25 protein-coding genes are annotated in these 21,894 nt (G+C 48.0%); 22 read left to right on the forward strand and 3 right to left on the reverse strand.

All coding sequences use genetic code 11. The features are described 5' to 3' along the window. The first annotated feature begins 36 nt into the window (after positions 1–36). The 14 genes from AC1VYS_RS08665 (at position 37) to AC1VYS_RS08730 (ending at position 10,761) form a co-directional block, all read left to right on the forward strand. Positions 37–1,038: a beta-ketoacyl-ACP synthase III gene (locus AC1VYS_RS08665; RefSeq protein ID WP_482913900.1), complete on the forward strand. Its 1,002-nt coding sequence runs from the start codon at positions 37–39 to the stop codon at positions 1,036–1,038. Continuing rightward, positions 1,028–2,269, forward strand: coding sequence for an ATP-grasp domain-containing protein (locus AC1VYS_RS08670; protein ID WP_482913901.1), 1,242 nt, complete (start codon positions 1,028–1,030; stop codon positions 2,267–2,269). Before AC1VYS_RS08665 ends, AC1VYS_RS08670 begins: the two co-directional genes overlap by 11 nt. Next, entirely contained in the window at positions 2,266–3,261 is a 996-nt protein-coding gene (locus tag AC1VYS_RS08675; RefSeq protein ID WP_482913902.1) for an NAD-dependent epimerase/dehydratase family protein, read from the forward strand. The genes AC1VYS_RS08670 and AC1VYS_RS08675 overlap by 4 nt, the downstream gene beginning before the upstream one ends. After that, positions 3,255–4,139, forward strand: coding sequence for an MBL fold metallo-hydrolase (locus tag AC1VYS_RS08680; RefSeq protein WP_482913903.1), 885 nt, complete (start codon positions 3,255–3,257; stop codon positions 4,137–4,139). The genes AC1VYS_RS08675 and AC1VYS_RS08680 overlap by 7 nt, the downstream gene beginning before the upstream one ends. Continuing rightward, positions 4,136–5,455 (forward strand): F390 synthetase-related protein, encoded by a 1,320-nt coding sequence (locus AC1VYS_RS08685; protein WP_482913904.1) that lies wholly within the window; start codon positions 4,136–4,138, stop codon positions 5,453–5,455. Before AC1VYS_RS08680 ends, AC1VYS_RS08685 begins: the two co-directional genes overlap by 4 nt. Before the next feature lie 164 nt (positions 5,456–5,619). Continuing rightward, positions 5,620–6,495: an SDR family oxidoreductase gene (locus tag AC1VYS_RS08690; RefSeq protein WP_482914946.1), complete on the forward strand. Its 876-nt coding sequence runs from the start codon at positions 5,620–5,622 to the stop codon at positions 6,493–6,495. Between the two features lie 70 nt (positions 6,496–6,565). Further along, entirely contained in the window at positions 6,566–6,709 is a 144-nt protein-coding gene (locus AC1VYS_RS08695; RefSeq protein WP_482913905.1) for a hypothetical protein, read from the forward strand. Between the two features lie 22 nt (positions 6,710–6,731). After that, complete coding sequence (locus AC1VYS_RS08700) at positions 6,732–7,277, forward strand: GNAT family N-acetyltransferase (protein WP_482913906.1); 546 nt, start codon at positions 6,732–6,734, stop codon at positions 7,275–7,277. A gap of 202 nt (positions 7,278–7,479) precedes the next feature. Next, positions 7,480–7,848, forward strand: a complete 369-nt coding sequence (locus tag AC1VYS_RS08705) for a hypothetical protein (RefSeq protein WP_482913907.1) — start codon at positions 7,480–7,482, stop codon at positions 7,846–7,848. 13 nt (positions 7,849–7,861) lie between these two features. Continuing rightward, complete coding sequence (locus AC1VYS_RS08710) at positions 7,862–8,368, forward strand: GNAT family N-acetyltransferase (RefSeq protein WP_482913908.1); 507 nt, start codon at positions 7,862–7,864, stop codon at positions 8,366–8,368. A gap of 2 nt (positions 8,369–8,370) precedes the next feature. Continuing rightward, positions 8,371–8,823, forward strand: a complete 453-nt coding sequence (locus AC1VYS_RS08715) for a hypothetical protein (RefSeq protein WP_482913909.1) — start codon at positions 8,371–8,373, stop codon at positions 8,821–8,823. 12 nt (positions 8,824–8,835) lie between these two features. Next, positions 8,836–9,222 carry a hypothetical protein gene (locus AC1VYS_RS08720; protein ID WP_482913910.1) on the forward strand — a complete coding sequence of 129 codons (387 nt, stop codon included), beginning with the start codon at positions 8,836–8,838 and terminating at the stop codon, positions 9,220–9,222. 138 nt (positions 9,223–9,360) lie between these two features. Next, positions 9,361–10,158 (forward strand): glutamate racemase, encoded by a 798-nt coding sequence (murI, locus tag AC1VYS_RS08725; protein WP_482934503.1) that lies wholly within the window; start codon positions 9,361–9,363, stop codon positions 10,156–10,158. 24 nt (positions 10,159–10,182) lie between these two features. Beyond that, complete coding sequence (locus tag AC1VYS_RS08730) at positions 10,183–10,761, forward strand: histidine phosphatase family protein (protein ID WP_482913912.1); 579 nt, start codon at positions 10,183–10,185, stop codon at positions 10,759–10,761. Positions 10,762–10,837: 76 nt separating this feature from the next. Here AC1VYS_RS08730 and AC1VYS_RS08735 read toward each other — a convergent pair whose 3' ends face one another. Both AC1VYS_RS08735 and coaA read right to left on the reverse strand, forming a co-directional pair. Next, a complete protein-coding gene (locus AC1VYS_RS08735; RefSeq protein ID WP_482913913.1) occupies positions 10,838–11,200 on the reverse strand; it encodes a DUF423 domain-containing protein in 363 nt (120 codons plus the stop codon). 97 nt (positions 11,201–11,297) lie between these two features. Next, the gene (gene coaA / locus AC1VYS_RS08740; RefSeq protein WP_482913914.1) at positions 11,298–12,227 is read right to left on the reverse strand and encodes a type I pantothenate kinase; all 930 of its coding nucleotides are present in this window, start codon (positions 12,225–12,227) and stop codon (positions 11,298–11,300) included. 215 nt (positions 12,228–12,442) lie between these two features. On the opposite strand from coaA, the gene AC1VYS_RS08745 reads away from it, so the two are divergent. The 8 genes from AC1VYS_RS08745 to odhB all read left to right on the forward strand — a co-directional run bounded on the left by AC1VYS_RS08745 (position 12,443) and on the right by odhB (position 20,730). Next, positions 12,443–13,231 carry a DUF3891 family protein gene (locus AC1VYS_RS08745; protein ID WP_482913915.1) on the forward strand — a complete coding sequence of 263 codons (789 nt, stop codon included), beginning with the start codon at positions 12,443–12,445 and terminating at the stop codon, positions 13,229–13,231. A 181-nt stretch (positions 13,232–13,412) separates the two neighbouring features. After that, entirely contained in the window at positions 13,413–13,910 is a 498-nt protein-coding gene (locus AC1VYS_RS08750; protein WP_482913916.1) for an NUDIX domain-containing protein, read from the forward strand. Between the two features lie 49 nt (positions 13,911–13,959). Continuing rightward, positions 13,960–14,328 carry a YybH family protein gene (locus AC1VYS_RS08755; RefSeq protein ID WP_482913917.1) on the forward strand — a complete coding sequence of 123 codons (369 nt, stop codon included), beginning with the start codon at positions 13,960–13,962 and terminating at the stop codon, positions 14,326–14,328. Positions 14,329–14,414: 86 nt separating this feature from the next. Beyond that, a complete protein-coding gene (locus AC1VYS_RS08760; RefSeq protein ID WP_482913918.1) occupies positions 14,415–14,849 on the forward strand; it encodes a GNAT family N-acetyltransferase in 435 nt (144 codons plus the stop codon). A 162-nt stretch (positions 14,850–15,011) separates the two neighbouring features. Further along, positions 15,012–15,497, forward strand: coding sequence for a GNAT family N-acetyltransferase (locus AC1VYS_RS08765; protein WP_482913919.1), 486 nt, complete (start codon positions 15,012–15,014; stop codon positions 15,495–15,497). Positions 15,498–15,504: 7 nt separating this feature from the next. Continuing rightward, on the forward strand, positions 15,505–15,876 hold the full coding sequence (locus tag AC1VYS_RS08770; RefSeq protein ID WP_482934504.1) for an NUDIX domain-containing protein: 372 nt from the start codon (positions 15,505–15,507) through the stop codon (positions 15,874–15,876). Between the two features lie 700 nt (positions 15,877–16,576). Further along, a complete protein-coding gene (locus AC1VYS_RS08775; RefSeq protein WP_482913921.1) occupies positions 16,577–19,450 on the forward strand; it encodes a 2-oxoglutarate dehydrogenase E1 component in 2,874 nt (957 codons plus the stop codon). Between the two features lie 5 nt (positions 19,451–19,455). Further along, entirely contained in the window at positions 19,456–20,730 is a 1,275-nt protein-coding gene (gene odhB / locus AC1VYS_RS08780; RefSeq protein WP_482913922.1) for a 2-oxoglutarate dehydrogenase complex dihydrolipoyllysine-residue succinyltransferase, read from the forward strand. Positions 20,731–20,900: 170 nt separating this feature from the next. Here odhB and AC1VYS_RS08785 read toward each other — a convergent pair whose 3' ends face one another. Continuing rightward, positions 20,901–21,884 (reverse strand): alpha/beta fold hydrolase, encoded by a 984-nt coding sequence (locus AC1VYS_RS08785; protein WP_482913923.1) that lies wholly within the window; start codon positions 21,882–21,884, stop codon positions 20,901–20,903. Positions 21,885–21,894: the final 10 nt, after the last annotated feature.

Consider the following 21,894-nt stretch of genomic DNA (forward strand, 5'->3'; position numbering starts at 1 on the left):
TTACATAAGACCTACGAAAGAGAAGAGGTTGGGCATATGCAACTTAGAAGAGTAAGAATCGCAGGTACAGGGAAATATCTGCCCCAGATCAAGGTGACGGATGAGGAATTGGATGAGCGTTTAAATGTTCCGGAAGGCTGGGTCAGCAAAGCCACAGGGGTAGGTTTTCGTTATTACGCCTCGGACGAGGAGACTTCTTCCTACATGGGGGCAAGGGCTGCTGAAGCGGCACTAGTTGATGCAGGTCTTTCCTTTGGAGAGATCGATTGTCTGGTGTGCACAAGCGGTACGAAAGAACAGCCGCTGCCAAGTACAGCTGTCTTTATTCAACAGGCTATGGGAGAGGAAGATTCGGGTGTGCCTGCTTTTGATATGGATGCGACCTGTCTGAGTTTTCTGAACGGTCTTGATGTCATTTCTTATATGGTGGATGCTGGACGTTACCAGCGTGTATTACTTGTAGCCACCGAGATTGCCTCAGCCGGATTGAACTGGAAAGACCCTGAAAGTGCAGCCTTGTTTGGGGACGGAGCGGCGGCAGTCATCATTGAGCGTACATCTGAAGAGTCAGGCTCACAGATCGTACACGCATCTCTGCGTACTTATAGCCGCGGAGCACGGTTTTCAGAGATTGCAGGCGGAGGCACAAGGCAGCATGCAGCCCAATATAATGTGGCTCAGCCAGATCCATTTCTCTTTCATATGGATGGACAAGCCATTTTCCGTATGGCGTCCAAGCTGCTACCTGGTTTTATGAATGAGATGCTGCAAGCTTCCGGGAACGAGATGCAGGATTTCGGGCTTGTCATTCCTCATCAGGGAAGTGCAATGGCTATGCGTTTGATTCGCAAGAAGCTGGGTATTCCGGAAGAACGCTTCATGGATATTACACGAGGTCATGGCAATACCATTGCGGCTTCCATTCCAATGGGACTGCATGAAGCTATTCGTCAGCAACGAATACAGCGTGGTGACCGTGTATTGATGATTGGAACGGCGGCGGGTTTATCCTTGGGAGGACTCATCCTTGATTACTAGATTCGGACAACGCGGGCTTCAAGCACAAGCTGGTCGTTCATACAAGGTCCTCCTTACCGGAGGCCGGGCTCCGGTGACGCTGGACTTGGCCCGCATGCTGCACCGGTCAGGCCATCTTGTATATATTGCAGAGAGTGCGGAGCGACATCTGTGCAGAACGTCCTGCGCGGTGGAGCAGTGTGCGCTTGTTCCACCGCCGCATCATCATACGGAGGATTACCTGTCAGCATTGGAACAATGGATCAGAACATGGCAGATTGATCTGTTGATTCCGATGTGTGAGGAAGTATTTTATGTAGCTCAAGGAATGGATCGCTTACGGCAACATTGTCGTGTTCTCACCTCTCCTTTGCAGCAGTTACATGCCCTTCATCATAAATACGATTTTATTCAGCTTGCCAATTCTATGGGACTGCCGGTTCCCGACACACATCTCATTCAAAGTCCTCAGGAGTGGCTGCAAACTCAGCATGTCCTGAACGAGTCAGGGGAATGGGTCTGGAAGCCGGTCTATTCTCGTTTTGCTGCCAAAGTGCGTATGCCGATAGCTGGAGTGCGTCACGATCCGCCGGGGGAAGAGATGTTATCCCCTGTCTTCCCTTGGGTGGCACAGCGCTACATCCAAGGACGAGGGCTTTGCACCTACAGTGTAGTGCATGAAGGCCAGTTGATTGCCCATGCCACCTACGACAGCCGATATCGCACGGGCAATATAGGCGCGAGTGTTTTTTTCGAACAGGTTCAGCATGAGGGTGTGCGAGCGTGGGTACAGCAATTTGTACAGGCGGTAGGTTTTAGCGGGCAGATTGGTTTTGATTTTATCGAAGACGTGTCTGGTCAGGTGTTCGCCATTGAATGTAACCCAAGGGCAACCAGTGGCATTCATCTGTTTCATCCTGGTGATGGCTTGGTGCGTGCATTGCTTGAACCTGAGGTGGTATTAAACCAGAGAACAGAAGTTACCCCGCAGTCAGGTAGTGATAAAGCCATGCTTGCCCTTCCAATGCTGGGTAGCGGCCTCAGGCAGATCCGGCGTCGTAAAGGTAGCTTGGGAGCATGGAGGGCGGCTTGGCGCGATGCGAGGGATGTCGTGTATATACGGCAGGATTGGCGGCCGTTCTTCGAACAATTTGCGGTAGTACTGGCTGCTTGGCGTCTTGCACGTTCACAGCAGATTTCGCTGACGGAAGCATTGACTCACGACATAGAATGGAATGGTGAACAACGATGAGGAGAGCATTAGTGACCGGGGCTACGGGGTGTTTGGGTAGACATCTGGCGATAAGGCTTGCATCCGAAGGATGGGATGTTACCGGTATGGGGCGACAACAAGAGATCGGCGTCACCTTGGAAACGGCTGGAGTTCGATTCTTGAAAGGAGATATCCGGGATCAACAAGCTGTGAATGCAGCATGTGCGAGTCAGGATGTGGTGTTCCACTGTGCGGCATTATCGTCACCATGGGGGAAATATCGGGATTTTTACAGTAGTAATGTGCAGGGAACTCAGAATCTGGTTGAAAGCTCTGTGCGCAGTCAGGTACAGCGGTTTGTCCATGTCTCCACGCCAAGTATATATTTTAATTACATTCCCCGTTATGAGGTTCGTGAACATGACCCGATACCAGCCAAACCTGCCAATCATTATGCGGCTACCAAACGTCTCGCTGAAGATATCGTGATGGAGGCACATCGTAACGGACTACCGTCCATCATGATTCGTCCGCGTGCTATTTTTGGCCCATATGACCAGACGCTTTTCCCGCGTATCGTTGCAGCGAATGCCAGACAGGGTGTACCGATGATCGATGGCGGACAGGCGTTGATTGACCTGACGTGCGTGGATAATGTGGTGGATGCCCTGATGCTTTGCAGTGAAGCTTCTGCTGATTCGCTTGGGAGAGCCTATAATATTTCGAATGCAGATCCAAGGGCGTTTGCAGAACTGGTCGAGACTCTTTTTGACATGTTAGACATGCCGCTGCAGCGTCGTAATATTCCTTATACGATGGCTTATGGAGTGGCCAGTGTGCTGGAAAGTGTTCATCGATTCATTCCTGTTCTGGGTGAGCCAGCTCTCACCAGATACACGGTCGGGTCGTTGGGTGTGCCGCAGACATTAAGCATAGTGGATGCAGAAGCGCAGTTGGGATATACGCCGCGAGTGTCTATTGAAGAGGGTTTGCAGCAATTTGCAGATTGGTGGAGGACGGAATCATGTTAACAACGAAGCCGGTTAAACTGTATTTGGGCGCAGCGGGTTATTGTACCCATCCTGAGTTTCTAACACTGCGAGGAGGGAGTTTGCGAGCGGTTCCTTTTCCGGCAGGTTTTGCCTGTATCCTTCATCCGGAACATGGCCCGATTTTGCTGGACACGGGATATAGTGCTCGTTTTTTTGAAGAGACTGCTCGCCTGCCCAATGCCTTGTATCGTCATATCACCCCCGTAGTATATCGGGAAGAAGACAGTGCTGTTCATTTTCTGGAGCGGATCGGGCTTAAGGCAACAGATATCCGTTATGTCATTCTTTCGCATTTTCACGGGGATCATATCGCAGGTGTGAGGGACTTCCCGGAGGCCCGGTTCATTTATTTGCCAAGAGCATATGATGCAGTTCGCTCTCTTGGCTCGATTGCGGCGGTGAAGGCTGGATTTCTGGCTGGACTGCTCCCGGATGATTTTATCCAGCGATCAATGCCCGTGCACGATCATCCCAAGCGATGGGCGGAAATGACGGATCGTAGGGGTATAGCAGCTCCGGATCGTTTCCCGTGGGACGAGGTGTACGATATTTTTGGAGATGGCAACCTGCTCGGTGTAGATGTCTCGGGTCATGCGGAAGGCATGATGGGATTGTTGCTGCGGACAGAACAGCATGAATATTTTTTATGTGCGGATGCGGTATGGTCGAGTCGGGCTTTTCGTGAAAAACGCAGACCTCATGCACTTGCGGGCATCATTATGTCAGATCGGCAGCAGTACAGACAGAACTTTGACAAGTTGATACAGCTGCATCAGCAGTTTCCTGCGATTCGCATTGTGCCCAGCCACTGCCAAGAGGTGCTGAGCGAATGGGGCACAGGAGGAACGGGGCGATGAGTAATCCCATTCGAATTGTAACTCATTATGCACTGGCGCGTGGTCTGCGCAGATGGCGTACACGGGCACAGCTTGAACGCTGGCAGGAACGCCGAATCAAGCGGCATGTCGAGCGGATTCGCGCGCAGTCTCCATTTTATCAACAGTGGTGGGAGGGTCTGGACGCATCCGAGTGGAGACAGTTTCCGCAGATTGACAAATCCATAATGATGCAGCATTTTGATACCCTGAACATCGTTGGGATTTCGAAGAAAGAGGCGTTGATCCTGGCGGGTGAGAGTGAAGATACTCGTGACTTCAAGCATTCTTCCATCAAGGGGGTAACGGTGGGACTCTCTTCTGGCACATCCGGTAACCGGGGCATATTTCTAGTCAGTGATCAAGAGCAGGACGCATGGACGGGAACGGTACTTGCCAAGTTGTTACCAGGCGGGCTATGGACACCTGCAAAGATCGCTTTTTTCTTGCGCGCGAACAGCAATTTGTATGAATCGGTGAAGCGTGGCAAACTGCAATTTCAGTATTTTGACCTGCTGGAGCGTGTGGATGTGCTCGTTGAGCGCATGGAAGAATACCAACCCACGGTATGGGTAGCTCCGCCATCCATGCTTCGTATGCTGGCTGATGCTTATCTGCAGGGACGTTTAACCCATGTGCCCGACAAAATTATTTCTGTAGCCGAGGTGCTTGATCCGCTGGATCGTAAGGTGCTGGAGCGTGTTTTCGGGCAGAACGTTCATCAGGTGTACCAGTGTACAGAAGGTTTCTTGGGGGCGACCTGCAAGCATGGAACGATACATCTGAATGAAGATATTGTGTATATTGAAAAAGAATACCTTGATCCGGCCACCCGGCGGTTCGTGCCTGTGATCACGGATTTTTCGAGAACGTCACAGCCGATTATCCGGTATCGGCTGAACGATATCTTAACCGAGGCGGCAGAGCCGTGCGCCTGTGGTTCATTGTTTACTGCCATTGAGCGGATTGAGGGCCGCTGTGATGATACGCTTTATTTTTTACATCAACATGTGGGTAAGGCTGTTTCTGTTTTTCCGGATTTCATCAGTCGTGCGGTCATTGCGGCCTCGCCAGCCATTGAGCATTATCGCGTGGTGCAAAGTGCCAGTGGAGTATTGGACGTATCCATGCGGATCAGCGAAGAAGCGGGTCAGGAGCAGGTACAGGCAGCTGTGTTGCATGAACTGGGGAAATTAGCAGAGCGGCTGCAATGTGTGCTTCCAGAGGTGCATTTTGTGCCGTATACGTTTGAACCGGGGATAACGAAGCTGCGGCGGGTGGAGAGACGTATGGATTAATGAAGCTTGCTTGACCAATGAGCAATATAGATGGAACTATTCTTTGACACTTTAACGGAGGTGATGAAGTGACTGTGTGGGCGTACAAAATAGGAGAGGATTCGCCAAACCCTGCGGATGGCAGAAGTACGACAGGGAGGAGCAACCAAACCGAATTATCACAAATATCAGATACCAAAGAATCAAGATTAGGCAGTCTCGGGGCTAAACATCCTGTAGCATTAATCACAGGAACATCCAGTGGCTTCGGTATGCTGACTGCCATCACACTTGCCAAGCAAGGTTATCGTGTTATTGCCACGATGCGTGATCTGAGCCGTAAGGGAGAACTTTCGAACCGTGCCGAGGAGGCAGGAGTGACTGATCGACTCTACTATGCACAGCTTGATGTAACAGATTCGGAATCAGTGCAGACCGCTGTGGATACGGTGCTTCAGCAGTATGGGCGCATTGACATGCTGGTGAATAATGCGGGTTTTGCTGTAGGCGGATTTATTGAGGAGGTGTCGATGGAGGATTGGCGGCGGCAGATAGAAACGAATCTGTTTGGACTTATTGCAGTTACACGCGCCGTTCTGCCTGTCATGCGTGAACAGAAGCGCGGGCTGATTGTTAATCTTTCGAGCGTGAGTGGTTTATCCGGTTTTCCGGGATATGCGCCATACGCCGCTTCCAAGTTTGCCGTGGAAGGCTTCAGCGAAAGTCTGCGCCATGAAATGTCCTCATTCGGTATCCGCGTAGTGCTGGTTGAACCCGGGGCATATCGTACACCCATCTGGAACAAAGGGTTGGGAGAGATCCACCAGAAGGAGAATTCCCCTTATAAACATAAGTTGGATGCAGTTCTGCGGTATTCCAAACAGGCCAGCGAGACTGCACCTGATCCGCAAGAGGTCGCTGATCTGATCGGACGGATTGCACGAATGCGTGCACCGCGGCTACGATATGCACTAGGCAAAGGCTCACGGTTACTCATCATCGGAAAGGCACTGCTGCCATGGAAATGGCTGGAGTGGCTAATTGCCCGTGGGCTTCAATAGGTTAAGAGTGCGTAATGGTGTGTTTATACGCGAGGCGAAGTCATAACCTTTTTATAGGGAGGGCTGTTTCATGTTTGAAGTCATTGTTATTGCACTGCTGATTATCATTGTAGGTTTGCTGCTACATATCAACAGCAAACTTCCGGTGCGTGACCGGGTACAGGAAGCGATGGAAAGGGATCGTCATGGGCGTGGTAACGAAAATCAGAACTGAAAATACTGGGAGGAGATGAAGGATGAGAACAGATGCTGTAAGAGACTCGTATATTCTTCGTAATATCGAGCGGGACGAATCTGACCTGTATTGGCCTTTGCGGCTTGAAGCGCTACAGACACACCCCGAAGCTTTCGGGGCTTCATACGAGTTGTCCAGTCAGTTATCCATGAGTGAAGTGCAAGATCGCATACATAACGAGCCCGATGATTACATTTTGGGTGCGTACACCTTTGACGGCAAACTTGCGGGTATGATGGGGTTTAAAAGGGAATTTGGTCTGAAGCTCAGGCATAAGGGATTCATCTGGGGTGTCTATGTCTCACCTGCTCATCGAGGGAACGGGCTGGCATCCCGATTGTTATCCGAAATTCTGGAACGGGGCAAACATCTGGAGAATCTCAAGCAGATTAACCTAAGTGTAGTGACTACCAATGCTTCTGCGAGACGGCTATATGAAGGACATGGGTTTGAAGCCTACGGGATCGAACGCAATGCCCTGGAAGTGGGCGGACAAGGGTATGATGAGGCGCATATGACGTATTTTTATAACGGGAAACCAGATTGAATCCTACTTAAAAGGCAAGAGGAGTGTCCAATGGCTATGGCTTTTGCACTGTTTGGCGGAGGATTGGATCGTTCCCGGAGGTGCACATCTGTCGCTGAGTTTGGTTCAGCCTGGTGAGAAGCGAATGCGTAATGATGCAATAGAATATTCGTAACCGTGCACAAAATCCCGTATAATGGAAAATAATGAGGAGGTGATGACGATGTGCCGATATGCAATGTCTGGACCTTATAAAGAGATCTATGCTTGTTTTCACTGTCGCAAGTCGTTTAAACAAGTATCACCTTATGATTTGAGCCCGGAGACCGCGGCAACTCTTGAACATAAGTGCCCGCAATGTGCAGAGGTAATGGTAAGCATGGGGCATGATTTTCAAGCTCCTAAGCAAAAGGACATCAAACAGTGGATCAAAGTGATGATGCTCTATCGTCATGGTGTAACTTATCATAACTGTGGATGTGGGGCAGGATATCGTCCGGCCGAACTGCGTGAAGTCCCCGAATTTCTAGAGCAACAAGCTGCTGGACGAAGAAGTGAAGGGGAGAAACTGCTTCATCGCTGGATGGAATAGGAGAATAAGCAATATGATTCGTACATTCATACAAAAAGACTTGCCATATGTCATAGAAGCGCATATCCGTATTTATCGGGAAGAGTATAATTATGATGACAGCTTTGCGGCATTTATTATCGATGCGTTGCAAACTTTCGCTTATACGGGAGATTTCACAAGAGAAATGATGTGGATTGTGGAGCTGAATCAGAGGCCTCATGGCTCGATTGGGCTGACACGTGTGAATGATAAGGTGGCTCAGCTACGATGGTTTCTACTTGAACCTGAGGCTAGGGGTGCAGGGTGGGGAAGGAAGCTCATTGAGCACGTTATTCCGTATGCAGAGCAACAAGGATATCGTTCCATTTCATTATGGACTAATCAGTCTTTATTTGGTGCTCGCAGGTTATATGAAGCATATGGTTTTCAAGTGAAAGAAATCCGAAAGCAGATTTTGTCTGGTCAGGAACTTACGGAAGAACGATGGGAGCTTGCTCTAGGTCCGGTAAAGGAGCAAAAACTGCGCCAGGAGATGTAAGGATGAAAACAGAGCCTGTTTATGCTGAAAATACAGTTGTTGGCGTGTGGTTTCAGGGCGTGTGGCGCTGGTATGTCACCGAACGGGAATATTGGTTTTTAAACGTAGAAATGGAAGAACGGTTTGGTATCCATGTGTTGAATGAGGAGACCGCGGCTTTTTTCCTACAGTCGATTCAGGAAGAACAGGTAAGCGTACCTGAACTGAGGAGTGCGCTTCAGCAATTTCGGGAGATCCATCACGAGGGCGATGAATGGCTTAAGTATGTGCCGTCCTTTCTTGTGGATTTTGACAGGCGGCTATTCTTCTCCATGTTTCCGGAGCCTGCTTCCTTCGAGCATTACATGCCGGATGGCTGGACAGGAAGTTATATGGATTTTTTAGAGCAGGTTCCTGAAAATGAACGATACTGGACGATAGCAGGCGAGTTTTTATTCGAAGATAAACTTTCTTAATGAGGTGCTGCGATGAAACGTAAATGGATCATGACGAGCTTGCTGTCCATATGCACTGTGTTAGCCTTATCAGCTTGTGCTGTTACAACAGATGATCAATCCGTAGCGAAAACCATCGAACAAAGCTTGGATACATTAGTGAGAGAACCGGTTCTGGCTGCCAGCAGCAATCCGAATGATTATATTGCAGGCAATCAGGCCGTATATGAAGCTATCCTTCAAACGGGCTCAGAGGGCCTGAATCTTTTGCTGGATCAGCTTGAATCCAGCCCGGACAATGGTCTGAAGGAGTGGATTATGGCTCAGGCCAGTGCTGATATGATGGGCCATAACAATCCGGTGCATAACTGGAACAGTGGTAAAGATTGGTTGAGACAATACAAGACGAATACAGATTAGGTTATCCGGAGCACAGAATAGATTATTCGCTGGACTATTCTTATAGCCCTATTGTGATTGTAAGCTTCACCTCCAGTCATCATGAGTAGTAATGAGCGGTTCACGGAACCGAAAGAATACGTTATAGAGGTGACATCTTTGACCAAAAAAATTGCTTTTTTTGATTCAGGCATCGGTGGATTAACGGTACTGCATACCGCTTTGCAGCAGTTTCCGGAAGAATCCTATATGTATTACGCAGATACATTACACGTTCCTTATGGAACGAAGTCTGCAGATGAAGTTCGTCGTTATATTTTTGCCTGCGTGGATGCTATTGTTCGAGAAGGAGCAGACGCGATTGTAATCGCCTGTAATACCGCAACCAGTTTGGCTGTTAATGATCTGCGTTCCATGTATAACATTCCGATCATCGGTATGGAACCGGCCGTGAAACCAGCCGTCGAGATGAATCGGGACAACGGCAAGCGGGTGCTGGTGTTTGCTACGGCTTTGACTTTGAGCCAAACGAAGTATAACGAATTGGTATCACGCGTGGATGATGAGCACCGGGTTGATTCCTTCGCGCTCCCTGAACTGGTGGAATGGTGTGAGCAACTGGAGTTTGATCCGGTCAAAATAAAAGCATACTTCCGCTCGAAGCTCGCCGACCTGGATCTGGAACAATATGGGACAGTGGTCATGGGCTGCACGCATTACCCGTTCTACACATCCATCCTGCGCCAAGTAATGCCAGATCATATACAGATTGTTGACGGTAGCATGGGTACGATTAATCATTTGAAACAGCGACTTGGACTTGATGTACAGGAGCAAGTTGAAAGCGCTGGGCTGGAGCGGGCAAGAAATGTATCTTTTTTCAGTTCAGCAGGCCGAATGGAAGATCAGGACAAAATGCGTATTGCACTTCAGTATCTTAATGAGAACAAACTGTAGACTAGACCACCGGAGGTGTAGGCAATGGAGTCCATTATTCTGATTCGTCACGCAAAAGCCGAAGGACAGGAGCCATACGCAAGTCTGACGGATGAGGGATACAAACAGGCTGGAGAATTGGCGGATATGCTGTCCGGTCACGGGATTTCCTATATCGTATCCAGTCCATGGAAAAGGGCAGTGCAAACGGCCGTACCTTTAGGCGCGGCAATACAGCAGCACATTCACACGGATGAGCGCTTGCAGGAAAGAGTGCTAAGTACACAGAATCTGCCGAACTGGATGGATGTGCTGAAACGTACATATGAGGATGAAGATTGGGCCGCAGAGGGCGGAGAATCGTCTCGAACCGCGGCTGCCAGAGGTTTGGCATTGCTGGAGGAATGCTGGAGCAGACCAGAACGCCATGGAGCGATAGTCACACACGGCAATTTGTTATCGTTAATCATTCGTCATTACGATTCTTCTTTTGGTTATTCCGAGTGGGCCAAGCTTTCCAATCCGGATGTATATATTTTGAGACAGGCACAAGACTCGTCAGAAGAGGGAAGTTGCCGAGAGGATGGACATAGGGTCGCTATATCCAGACTTTGGCTGGAATGAATGAAAAAAAGAGCGCTCCAGCATCACAATCGTTCAGCTGGAACGCTCTGTAGGGTCGATGAACATGAATGTCTTCTTACAATGCTGCGAATAACAGGGTAACCCAGCCGGCGAGGAAGGCTACACCACCTATGGGTGTCACGGCTCCCCACTTGCGGACACCTGTAACACTCAGTGTATAGAGGCTTCCGGAGAACAGAATAATTCCGGCAAACAAGAGCCAGCCTGCGGTCATGACAAGGGATGAGGAAGTCAGCCGATCTGCGAACAATCCAAGCAGGATGATGCCGAGTCCGTGAGCGATATGATACTGAACACCTGTTTCATAAATTTTGATCATGTCAGCGGATAACTTGCGTTTGAGCGCATGAGCCCCGAAGGCACCCAGCGCAACGGCCAGAAACATCATAATACTGCCGAGAACCACCAGCGTTTGCATGTCGTTTTCTCTCCTTTATAGGGTAGTAACCGTTTATTTAACGGGTAATAAGCAGTATGTCCTTCGCTTGGCGATCGAGGCTGCTAGGGTATTTCATTTATAACTTGCGTAATTGAATCTGCTGAATGGAGTGATCGGCTTCTTTTTTCAAAATCAAGCGGGCACGTCCTTTGGTTGGCAAAATGTTTTCATGCAGATTTTTCGCGTTAATGTCTTGCCAGATCTGGTTGGCCGTTTCAATGGTTTCTTCTTCGTTAATATTGGCGAATCGCTGATGAAAGAAGGAATCCTTGTTCTGAAAAGCAGTCTGACGAAGCAACTTGAAACGTTCGATGTACCAGTGCCGGATGTGCTGTTCCTCTGCATCAATGTAGATGGAAAAATCAAAGAAATCACTAACCAGTAAAGGGGTCTCCCGTTTTACTTGCAACACGTTGATGCCTTCAATAATCAGGATGTCCGGCTGGCAGATCATTTTCTCTTCACCTTTAATTACATCGTAAGCCAAATGTGAATAAACAGGTGCTTTAACTTCAGGCTTGCCTGATTTCACATCGCCCATGAATTTAATGAGTGATTTGATATCATAGCTTTCGGGAAAACCTTTGCGGTTCATGATGCCTTTCTCTTGTAGCACCGCATTTGGATATAAAAAGCCATCCGTGGTGACCAGATCGACCTTGGGTTTGTTCTTGCCACGGGCGAGTAAAGCCTGAAGAAGACGGGCTGCTGTACTTTTTCCCACGGCAACACTGCCCCCGATCCCGATAATATAGGGGGTGTGAAGTGCTTGCTTTTTCATAAAAGAGGCCGTTAGTTGGTCAAGCTCCCGTGAAGCTCTGGCATATAAGTCAATGAAGTGGGTAAGGGGCAGATAAACATCCTCAACTTCCTGAATGGATACTTCTTCGTTCAAGCCCTTTAGCTGTTCCAGTTCAGCTTCCGTCAGCGGAAGAGTGATCTGATGTTCTTTGAGTCCAGCCCATTCTTTGCGGTTAAACTCGATGTAAGGTGAGTATAAATTCATGAGATCCCGCTTTCTGTATGTAATGTAATCGAAGACACAATCAATAGTGTACCAAATTTCAGCGAACTGACAACACCTTTACATGCTTTGTTTCAGAGAGAGCGTTATGTATACAGGTGTAAAGCAGCTAAACGTGGTACGAAGAATGGCTTATAAGAAAGTGTAACCCAATTTATGTTAAAGTCAACGTATACCATGCGGAAGGGTGACAGCAAATGATCGTATATGAGAGAGAGCATGATTTTGTTTTGACCGCACAACATGAGCATGGAATAGTCGCTGGAGACATGGCTGCGCATTGGAGGGCGGAGTGGCTCCCCCAAGGAACACATCGAGAGGAGTTGGTCCTTGCGGCAAAGGAGCATGACCGGGGATGGATTGAACTGGATGCGGCACCGTTATGGAACGATTATAGTCAGATTCCGTATTCTTTTCGTGATTTCCCGTTGCGTCCGCGTTTTGTGTTCTACCGCAAGGGGATTGAAGAAGTTAGACAACTGAATCCATATGCAGGTTTGTTGTGCAGTCTGATGTATACAGAACTGTTTCAGAAAACGCTTGGAGCAAGTCCGGAGGATGATGATGACATCCGGCAATATCTGCTTGAAGAGCAGAAACAGCAGGAGCACTGGAAGCAAGAACTGGGCGGCGATGCTGCAGGGCTGGAACAGCGGCTGAAGAACGATGTAGAGATCATGCTGTTCTGTGATCAACTCAGTCTCTTTCTATGCATGGAGGAGCCAGGTACACCTACGGCGCGTTATGATTTTTTTGCAGAAGGGCTCGGCTGTGGCTTTGACACCTGTCCAAGTGCAAAAATTCAAGTGGAGTGGGCAACAAGCGAGAAGGTAGCTTTATCCTTTTTTCCATTTGATGAGGAATTCGAAGTCACGATGTCTTATAAAGTAGTGCCCAAGGCCAGCATCCGCAAGTTTGGCATGTTACAGGCATATCGCCGAGCTAATTGGAAGGAACGCAGTATATGGATAACAGGGTTATCCTGAGTTATAGTTAAGCGCACCCAAGATTATTCAGGTAAAAATGACATATAACATAATCATTCAAACGGGCATCTGGTGTTGCAGGCGTCCGTTTTTGATGTGAAAAAAAATCTAGCAGGAATAAACGGATGATCTCCAGAAATCTTAGTGAAACGAGAGAACAGTGCATCTTGGGAGGCTGAACATGAATTATAAGGTTGAGATTTATACGATGAGTATGGTGTGGAATCCGGTTAGCGATCAGGTCTTATTAATGAATCGACCGAATCATAAAGGATTCCCCGGATACATTGCACCTGGAGGGAAAGTAGAGTTTCCTGAAAGTATTGTGGATGGAGCTATACGTGAAGTATTTGAAGAGACAGGACTTGTTGCGAAGGAGATTACCTACAAAGGACTGGATGAGTTCTGTGATCGAAAGCAGGGGTTAAGATACATGGTATTTAACTACTTGGTCACTTCATATGAAGGAGAGCTTCTTACCGATCCGCCAGAGGGTGAGTTAATATGGGTGCCCGTGAAGCAAGCACTGGATTTGCCAATGCAGGACTGGTTTGCAGAGCGGTTCCCGCGTTTTTTTAACTCAGGTACGTTTGAACGAAGCGTCGTTTGGGAGAAGTCGAGCGGACAAACCTTGCAAGAGACCTTCAAAACATACACGGATCAACCTGTGATCATATGAGGCCCGCCAGTTTTGAAACCAGATGGTAGAAGGAGTGTGCATAAGCATTATGGGATATGAGCAGGCATTGAATGCGTATATTGACGCCACGAATACACATCGGTTTGACGAAGTAAGCAAGCTGTTAGCGCCAAATGCACTCTATTGGTTTACAGATAGTTCTTGTACATCTTTGGATGAAATTCAGGCCTACTTCCAAAATGCCTGGAATACGGTGGAAGAAGAAGTGTATCGTGCAGAGGATGTGCATTGGATAGCAGTAGAGGAGCGCCAGGCGGTATGCACTTATTCTTATCACTGGGAAGGATACGTTCGTGGGAATCATGTTTCAGGACAAGGGAGAGCTACAAACGTATTTGTAAAAGATAATGAGGGAGCATGGAAATTGATTCATGAGCATTTGAGCCTGAGTGAATAGGAACAATCACATCGTATCCATATCTATATATTTAGTTCCAGATATTATGATATAATGAAGTTTACTTTGTTTTGGAGGTGCAGGTGATGGGAATTGTATTTCGGGATACGCTGGCGGGTATTAACTGTGACCAATTAAGTGGAGGGTTCTTTGACGGTTGGCCGAACCCGCCATCAACTTCAACGTTTCTCAGATTGTTAGAGCAGTCGTATGCGATTGAACTGGCTGTCGATGAGCAGACAGGCAATGTGGTAGGTTTCATCCAAGCCATCTCGGATGGCGTACTTAGTGCATACATTCCTTTGCTGGAAGTGTTGCCGAAGTATAAGGGGCAAGGAATTGGCACTACACTTGTCAAGCGCATGTTTCAGCGTCTGGAGGGATTATACATGATTGATCTATTGTGTGATCCAGAAATCCAAACATACTATGAAAAACAAGGAATGCAGAGGTCGACAGGCATGGCTATTCGCCATTATTCCAATCAATCAGGACACACAGGCAACAAACAGAACGACTAACATAGATTGCAGAACAGCAGAAACATCAAGAATAACAGGCACAGCAGAGAACTGGGCACTTTCAGAATGAGTAAAACTAAGTAATTTGTAGATTTGCCATACATAGGGCTTCTGCAAAAAGGACGGAAAGAATAATTTGCATGTGAAAAGGTGGGGATTGGCATGAACTTGTCGTTCCGAATATTGGACTGGGATGAAGAAAAACCGTATGAACTTTTGCTGATGGCAGATCCTTCTAAAACGATTGTGGACGAATACCTCAGCAGAGGAGTTTGTTTTATCGCCGAGTATGAGGGAGAGATGGTAGGAGAGTTTGTTTTGCTCAAAACTCGTCCGGAGACAGCGGAGATTGTGAACATTGCTGTGCAGGAGGAATTACAGGGACAAGGTGTTGGCAAACACATGATTAAGGAAGCGATGGAAGCGGCGAAAAGGCTTGGTTGTCGTATATTGGAGATTGGAACGGGCAATTCCAGTTTTCATCAGTTGAAATTGTACCAGCGTTGCGGGTTTCGAATTACGGGCGTGGAACGGGATTACTTTGTAAGACACTATAAGGAAGAGATCATCGAAAACGGCATCCATTGCGTGGATATGATTCGTCTGGCCATTGACCTGAATGCCTTAGCAGATGACGAGCAGAAGTAGAGCAGAAGTGAATAAGCTGAACGTATCGAAGGAAGGGAAGGGTACCCAAGTGAACACGCATACGCATGTGGGTGTATATGGGCTAGCTGTATGGGAACAATCCTATCTATTGATCCAGAAGGCTCGTGGCCCATATTACGGAAAATGGGATCTGCCCGGTGGAAGAATGGAATTCGGGGAAACGCCGGAAAATGCACTGATACGAGAATTCGAAGAGGAAACAGGGATCATTCCTCAGCAATTCTCCATTCGCTCTTCACAATCCGTGTTGTGGAGTGGGAGTATCAGGGTGAACCCGAGGAAGTACATCATATCGGTATTCTATACGATGTTGTTATCGGGCAGAGCAACCCGCTGGGAGCAGCGTGGTTTACGTTAGAGCAAGTGAAAGATCTGCAATTGACTCCTTTTGCAAAATATATGATGAATCTTTCGCAGGTATAAAGATAGGACAGACAGTCAAAAGGCCGCGAGGAGTTCCGTTCGAGCGGCTTTATTCTATTTGTATACGGCTTCATTGTATATGTAGATGGTCAGATTCACTTCGGAAAAACCAATTTCTTGTTGAATGACATGGGAATTGGTTAATGTTTAAATGGACGGTTTGTTTTTGGACAGAATGGACCACAATTCTTATTAAGGAGGTTTATACGGAAATCAGATCTGGATTTGACGGAATCCGGTGTTTGTGGCTTGCCCAGAATTGCACCGATTATTCGATTCATCTAATTTATGCATCAATCGAGCTAAAAATAGGAAATGCTCCTGAGCGTAAAAGTTTATAGAATAGAAGTTAGAACACGAACTTCTCTAAAAACGGGGAAGGACGTATAACCTTCGAACGGATCAGGACATTATTCGACATCTGTGCGATGGTAGAACTAATCATTGTATTACTTTGATTTTGAAAACGCAGACAAACCTTTGACGGGAGCGTCGGAACAACGTTATTACCACGAACAGCATGATGATTGGACTTCATGAAAAATTTCGCTTAAAATGTTGAACGAACGCGAATTACGGCTTATTCAATGATTTCCGTCAAACCCTATGACAAAATCAAGACGGAGGGAACGTCGATGACGATCGAGAAAGGCAACATGAAACCCTGGGAGAGTTACTATGGTCCCAATATGGGATACGTGCAAGAACAATATGAATTATTCACCCAAGATCCGGGTGCAGTGACACCGGCTTATCGTGAATTGTTTGAGCAATGGGGTGCCCCGCCGATGTCTGGCAAGGGTGCAGAGACTCTTTCGAATTCCGGGAATGGCCAATCTGCTTCCGGAAGTGTAGATATTCAACTATTACAGAAAGCGGTTACAGCTGGCAAACTCGTATGGAACATTCGTACGTACGGCCATTTGGCTGCGGATATTGATCCACTTGGAATCAGTGAAGCAACAGATACATCATTGCTGGAACCCAAACACTTTCAATTAAATGAAGAAGATTTGAAAGCACTGCCTGCTTCCCTGATCTGGGAAGGTGCAGACGGCCAGACAACGACTGGCTGGGATGCTATCCAACGTCTTCGTCAAATCTATACTGGACCAATTGCGTACGAATTTAGTCACGTCCATGAAGTGCAGGAGCGCGAATGGTTGAATCGTCGTGCAGAATCCCGCACATCTCCAGCTCCGCTTACGCAGAGTGAACGTACAGCTTTGCTGGAACGTTTGGTAGAAGCTGAACAATTTGAAGATTTCCTGCACAAAACGTTTGTTGGACAAAAGCGTTTCTCCATCGAGGGTAATGATGTGCTTGTACCCATGCTGGATGAAGCAGTCCGTCTTATGACAGAAGCAGGCTCGAGTCACATTCTGATGGGTATGGCTCACCGTGGACGTTTGAACGTTCTTGCTCACGTACTGGGCAAACCGTACAGCAAAATTTTCTCTGAATTCCATCATGCCCCGAACAAAGACTTGGTTCCTTCGGAAGGTTCAACAGGAATCAACTATGGATGGACGGGGGATGTCAAATATCATATGGGCGCGAACCGTTTTGTCAAAGACGGGGAAACTGTGCAGGCTCGCCTGACACTTGCGAACAACCCGAGCCATCTGGAATATGTCAATCCGGTTGTGCAAGGTTTCGCACGCGCAGCTCAGGATGACCGCCGTGAACCAGGTTATCCGAAGCAGGATGTAACGAAGGCAGCGACAATTCTGATGCACGGGGATGCGGCTTTCCCAGGTGAAGGCATTGTGGCTGAAACGCTGAACTTCAAAGCATTGCCGGGTTACCAAAATGGCGGAACAATTCATATCATTGTGAACAACCGTCTTGGTTTTACTACGGACAGCAGCGACTCACGTTCAACTTATTATGCAAGTGACCTTGCTAAAGGTTATGAAATACCGATCGTGCATGTTAACGCAGACAACCCTGAGGCGTGTATTGCCGCGATTCGTATGGCTGCAGAGTACCGGAACCGATTCAAAAAGGACTTCCTGATTGATCTGATCGGGTACCGTCGTTATGGTCATAACGAGACAGATGATCCGGAGACAACGCAACCGCTCGTGTATGACAAGGTGAAGAATCACCCGACAGTTAGCCATCTGTATCAGGATATGCTTAAGAACGAATCTGTCATCGATGATGCTTTTATTGCGAGTGTTCGTGATAGTGTAGCAGAGCGCTTAAAAGAAGCTTATGATCAGATGAAGAAAAATGAAGTGCATGAATACTACCAGCGCAACATCAGTGAGTCCGAGGCGGTTACAATCACGCCAACAGCAGTGCCTCTGGAGAAACTGCGGAGCATTAATGCGGATCTTCTGAAATGGCCGGAGACCTTCAATGTATATCCAAAATTGCAACGCATTTTGCAACGCCGGAGTACAGCTCTGAATGAAGGGGAAAAAGTAGACTGGAGTCTTGCAGAAACACTGGCATTTGCAACGATTTTGGCAGATGGTAAACCGATCCGTATCAGTGGTCAAGATGCGGAGCGCGCAACCTTCGCTCACCGTAACCTGGTGTTGCATGATGCTACGAACGGTGATAAATTCTGTCCGTTGCATCATTTGCCACAGGCAAAAGCATCGTTTGCCATCTATAACAGCCCGCTGTCGGAAGAATCTGTCGTTGGATTTGAATATGGATACAACGTGTACTCACCAGACACACTTGTGATCTGGGAAGCGCAATTTGGTGATTTCGCCAACTGTGCACAGGTTATCTTTGACCAGTTCGTGTCTGCGGGACGTGCAAAATGGTCACAAAAATCGAGTCTGGTTATGTTGCTTCCACACGCGAACGAAGGTCAAGGGCCGGAACATACAAGCGCACGCTTGGAACGTTTCCTGCAACTGTGTGCAGAAGACAATATGACGGTAGTTAATCTGTCAAGTGCGTCACAGTACTTCCACTTGCTGCGTCGTCAAGCTTCCTTAACAGAGACTGAGGATGCACGACCACTTGTGATGATGTCTCCTAAGAGTTTGATCCGGAATCCGCGTGTTGCATCACCAGCCGCCGAATTCAGCGAAGGCAAGTTTGAACTTGTGCTGGAGCAACCAGGTCTTGGTACCAAACCGGATCGCGTAGAACGTATTATTTTGTGCAGTGGTAAAGTGGCCATTGATTTGGAAGATGCGATTGATAAGCATAAAGGCGATTTGTCCTGGCTTCATATCATTCGTGTCGAGCAACTCTATCCGTTCCCAGCGGAAGAGATCAAACGTGTACTCGCACGTTTCAGCCAATTAAAAGAGCTGGTATGGGTGCAGGAAGAGAATAAAAACATGGGTGCTTGGACGTATATGGAGCCTCGTCTTCGCGAGATCGCGCCTGAGGGCACTGCCGTGAGATATGAAGGCCGTCCGGAACATGCAAGTCCTTCCAGCGGTTATCAGCTTGTGCATAGCATGGAGCAGCAATTGATTGTTACAGCAGCATTGAAACAAACGGCGAAGAATAATATTCCACTGGGGAGGTAACAGCTGTGAGTGAAATTAAAGTACCTGCAATGGGTGAGTCAATAACTGAGGGAACGGTGTCCAGATGGATGGTTAAAGAGGGAGACACGGTTAACCAAGGTGATGTTTTGCTTGAACTGGAGACAGATAAAGTCAACATCGAGATCAGTGCTGAGGAGAGCGGTGTACTCGATAAAATTATTCGTCAGGAAGGCGAGACGGTAGTCATTGGTGAAACGATTGGTACGCTGTCAGCTGGAGCAGGGGGCGGAAACGCTCCGGCTGCTTCCGAACCGGCAGTGGCTGAATCGAAGCCGGCTTCTGCACCTGCGCCGGAAGCTCCAGTGGCACCAGCGGCTGTTGCAGCTCCACCTGAGTCATCCGATAGCAGCAAGACAGCTTCTCCTTCTGCACGCAAGCTTGCACGTGAACGCGGGATTGAACTGGATCAAGTTCAGAGCAAAGATCCGATTGGCAGAGTATATCAGGATGATGTGAAAAGCCATAGCAATCAGCCGCCTACTCCAGCAGCGCCACCAGCTGCTAAAGCTCCTGCTTCTACGCCTAGTGCTCCAGCAGCCGGAGGTGCGACTTTTGCCAAGCCGGTAGAGCGTCAGCGCATGTCCCGTCGCCGGGCAACCATTGCGAAGCGTTTGGTTGAAGCGCAGCAGACTGCAGCGATGTTGACCACTTTCAATGAGGTTGACATGACAGCGATCATGGACGTTCGTAAACGTCGCAAGGACAAGTTCAAAGAGAAACATGATATCAATTTGGGCTTCATGTCTTTCTTCACTAAGGCGGTTGTCGGTGCACTTAAAAAATTCCCAACGATTAACGCAGAGATTGATGGCGAAGACGTTGTATTGAAGAAATTCTACGATATCGGTATTGCGGTATCCGCTAAAGAAGGTTTGGTTGTTCCGGTTGTGCGGGATGCTGACCGTCTGGGCTTTGCTGAAATCGAAAAAAGCATTGCAGACCTGGCGTCCAAAGCGCGTTCCAATACGCTCGCATTGTCTGATCTGCAAGGTGGTACATTTACCATCACCAATGGTGGAACGTTTGGTTCCCTGTTGTCTACGCCAATCCTGAATACTCCGCAAGTAGGTATTCTCGGGATGCACAAAATTCAGCTTCGCCCAGTGGCGATTGATGCTGAACGGATGGAAAACCGTCCAATGATGTATATTGCCTTGTCCTACGATCACCGGATCATCGATGGAAGCGAAGCTGTACGATTCCTGGTGACTGTAAAAGAATTGCTTGAAGACCCGGAATCCTTGCTGATTGAAGGTTAATGAGCTTTACTGTCTGCAACGGACTTTATTTCATCCTATGAGATTTAAGATTCCGCAATAGAGCAAACCCCCTGGTAGGGCACAGTTGTACTGTGTCCCACCAGGGGGTTATTTTCTTTGTTTTTGGATCAGAAATAGTCTTTCAAAAAGATCCCTTTTTCAGACACACCCTAGCTGGACTGTGCTGTATCTATTCGATCATGGACTTGCTCTGCCTGTCGTTCTGCATTTGGCATATGGCGCTTCAACCAGTTCAAGACGTCTTGTGCCACCTCAGCACGATTCGTCTCGTGTAACATCTCATGGCGTCCTCCAGGATAAAGATGATACTGCACGTCTTTCAGTCCCAGCTTCTGGTACTGGGAGTAGAGGTTAAGCACACCTTTGCCACGAAGCCCCACAGGGTCCCTTTCACCAGAGAATAGAAGAACCGGTTTGTGTTTGGGGATACGTTCCATATGCTGCGGAAGATGGATTTCGAGCAATAGCTTAAAAAAATCTCGAAAAAAACCAGCTGTACATATTGCCCCGCACATTGGGTCATCAATGAATCGCTGCACTTCCTGGTGGTCACGGGACAACCAGTCAAAGGGTGTTGTGGCTGGTCGGAAAGCACGGTTAAACCCGCCAAATACGATGGCGTTCAGCAACAGGCTCCGATGATTGTCACCTTGAATACCGCATTGTAACAGTGCCAGCTTTTCTCCAAACCGAAGCAGTCCTCGTTTGCCATTGGTCCCGGACAATACAAAAGCATGGTACCTTTCATGATCGGCATACATGAGGTATTGCACCAAAAAGGAACCCATGCTATGTCCCATGAGAAAGAGCGGGACTTCAGGATGTTCCTCAGATACGACCTCGCCCAAGTTAACGATATCGCTGGCCATCCAGCGGAATGCGTCTACACCTGCATCGCCTAGCAATTCAGTGTTCTCTACGGTTTTTCCATGACCCCGATGATCATTGGCATACACAGCAAATCCGTGTTTCGTAAGATAACTCGCAAATTCGGCATAACGCGCTGCGGTTTCGCCCATCCCATGCGCAATCTGCACTACGCCTTGAACATGTTCATCTGAGTCGGGGAGCCAGCGGTACACATGAACACGGGTACCTTCGTTGCCCATCAATGTAAAGGTAGATTCCTGCATCTTGTGTAAT

Source organism: Paenibacillus sp. G34 (genome assembly GCF_056856875.1).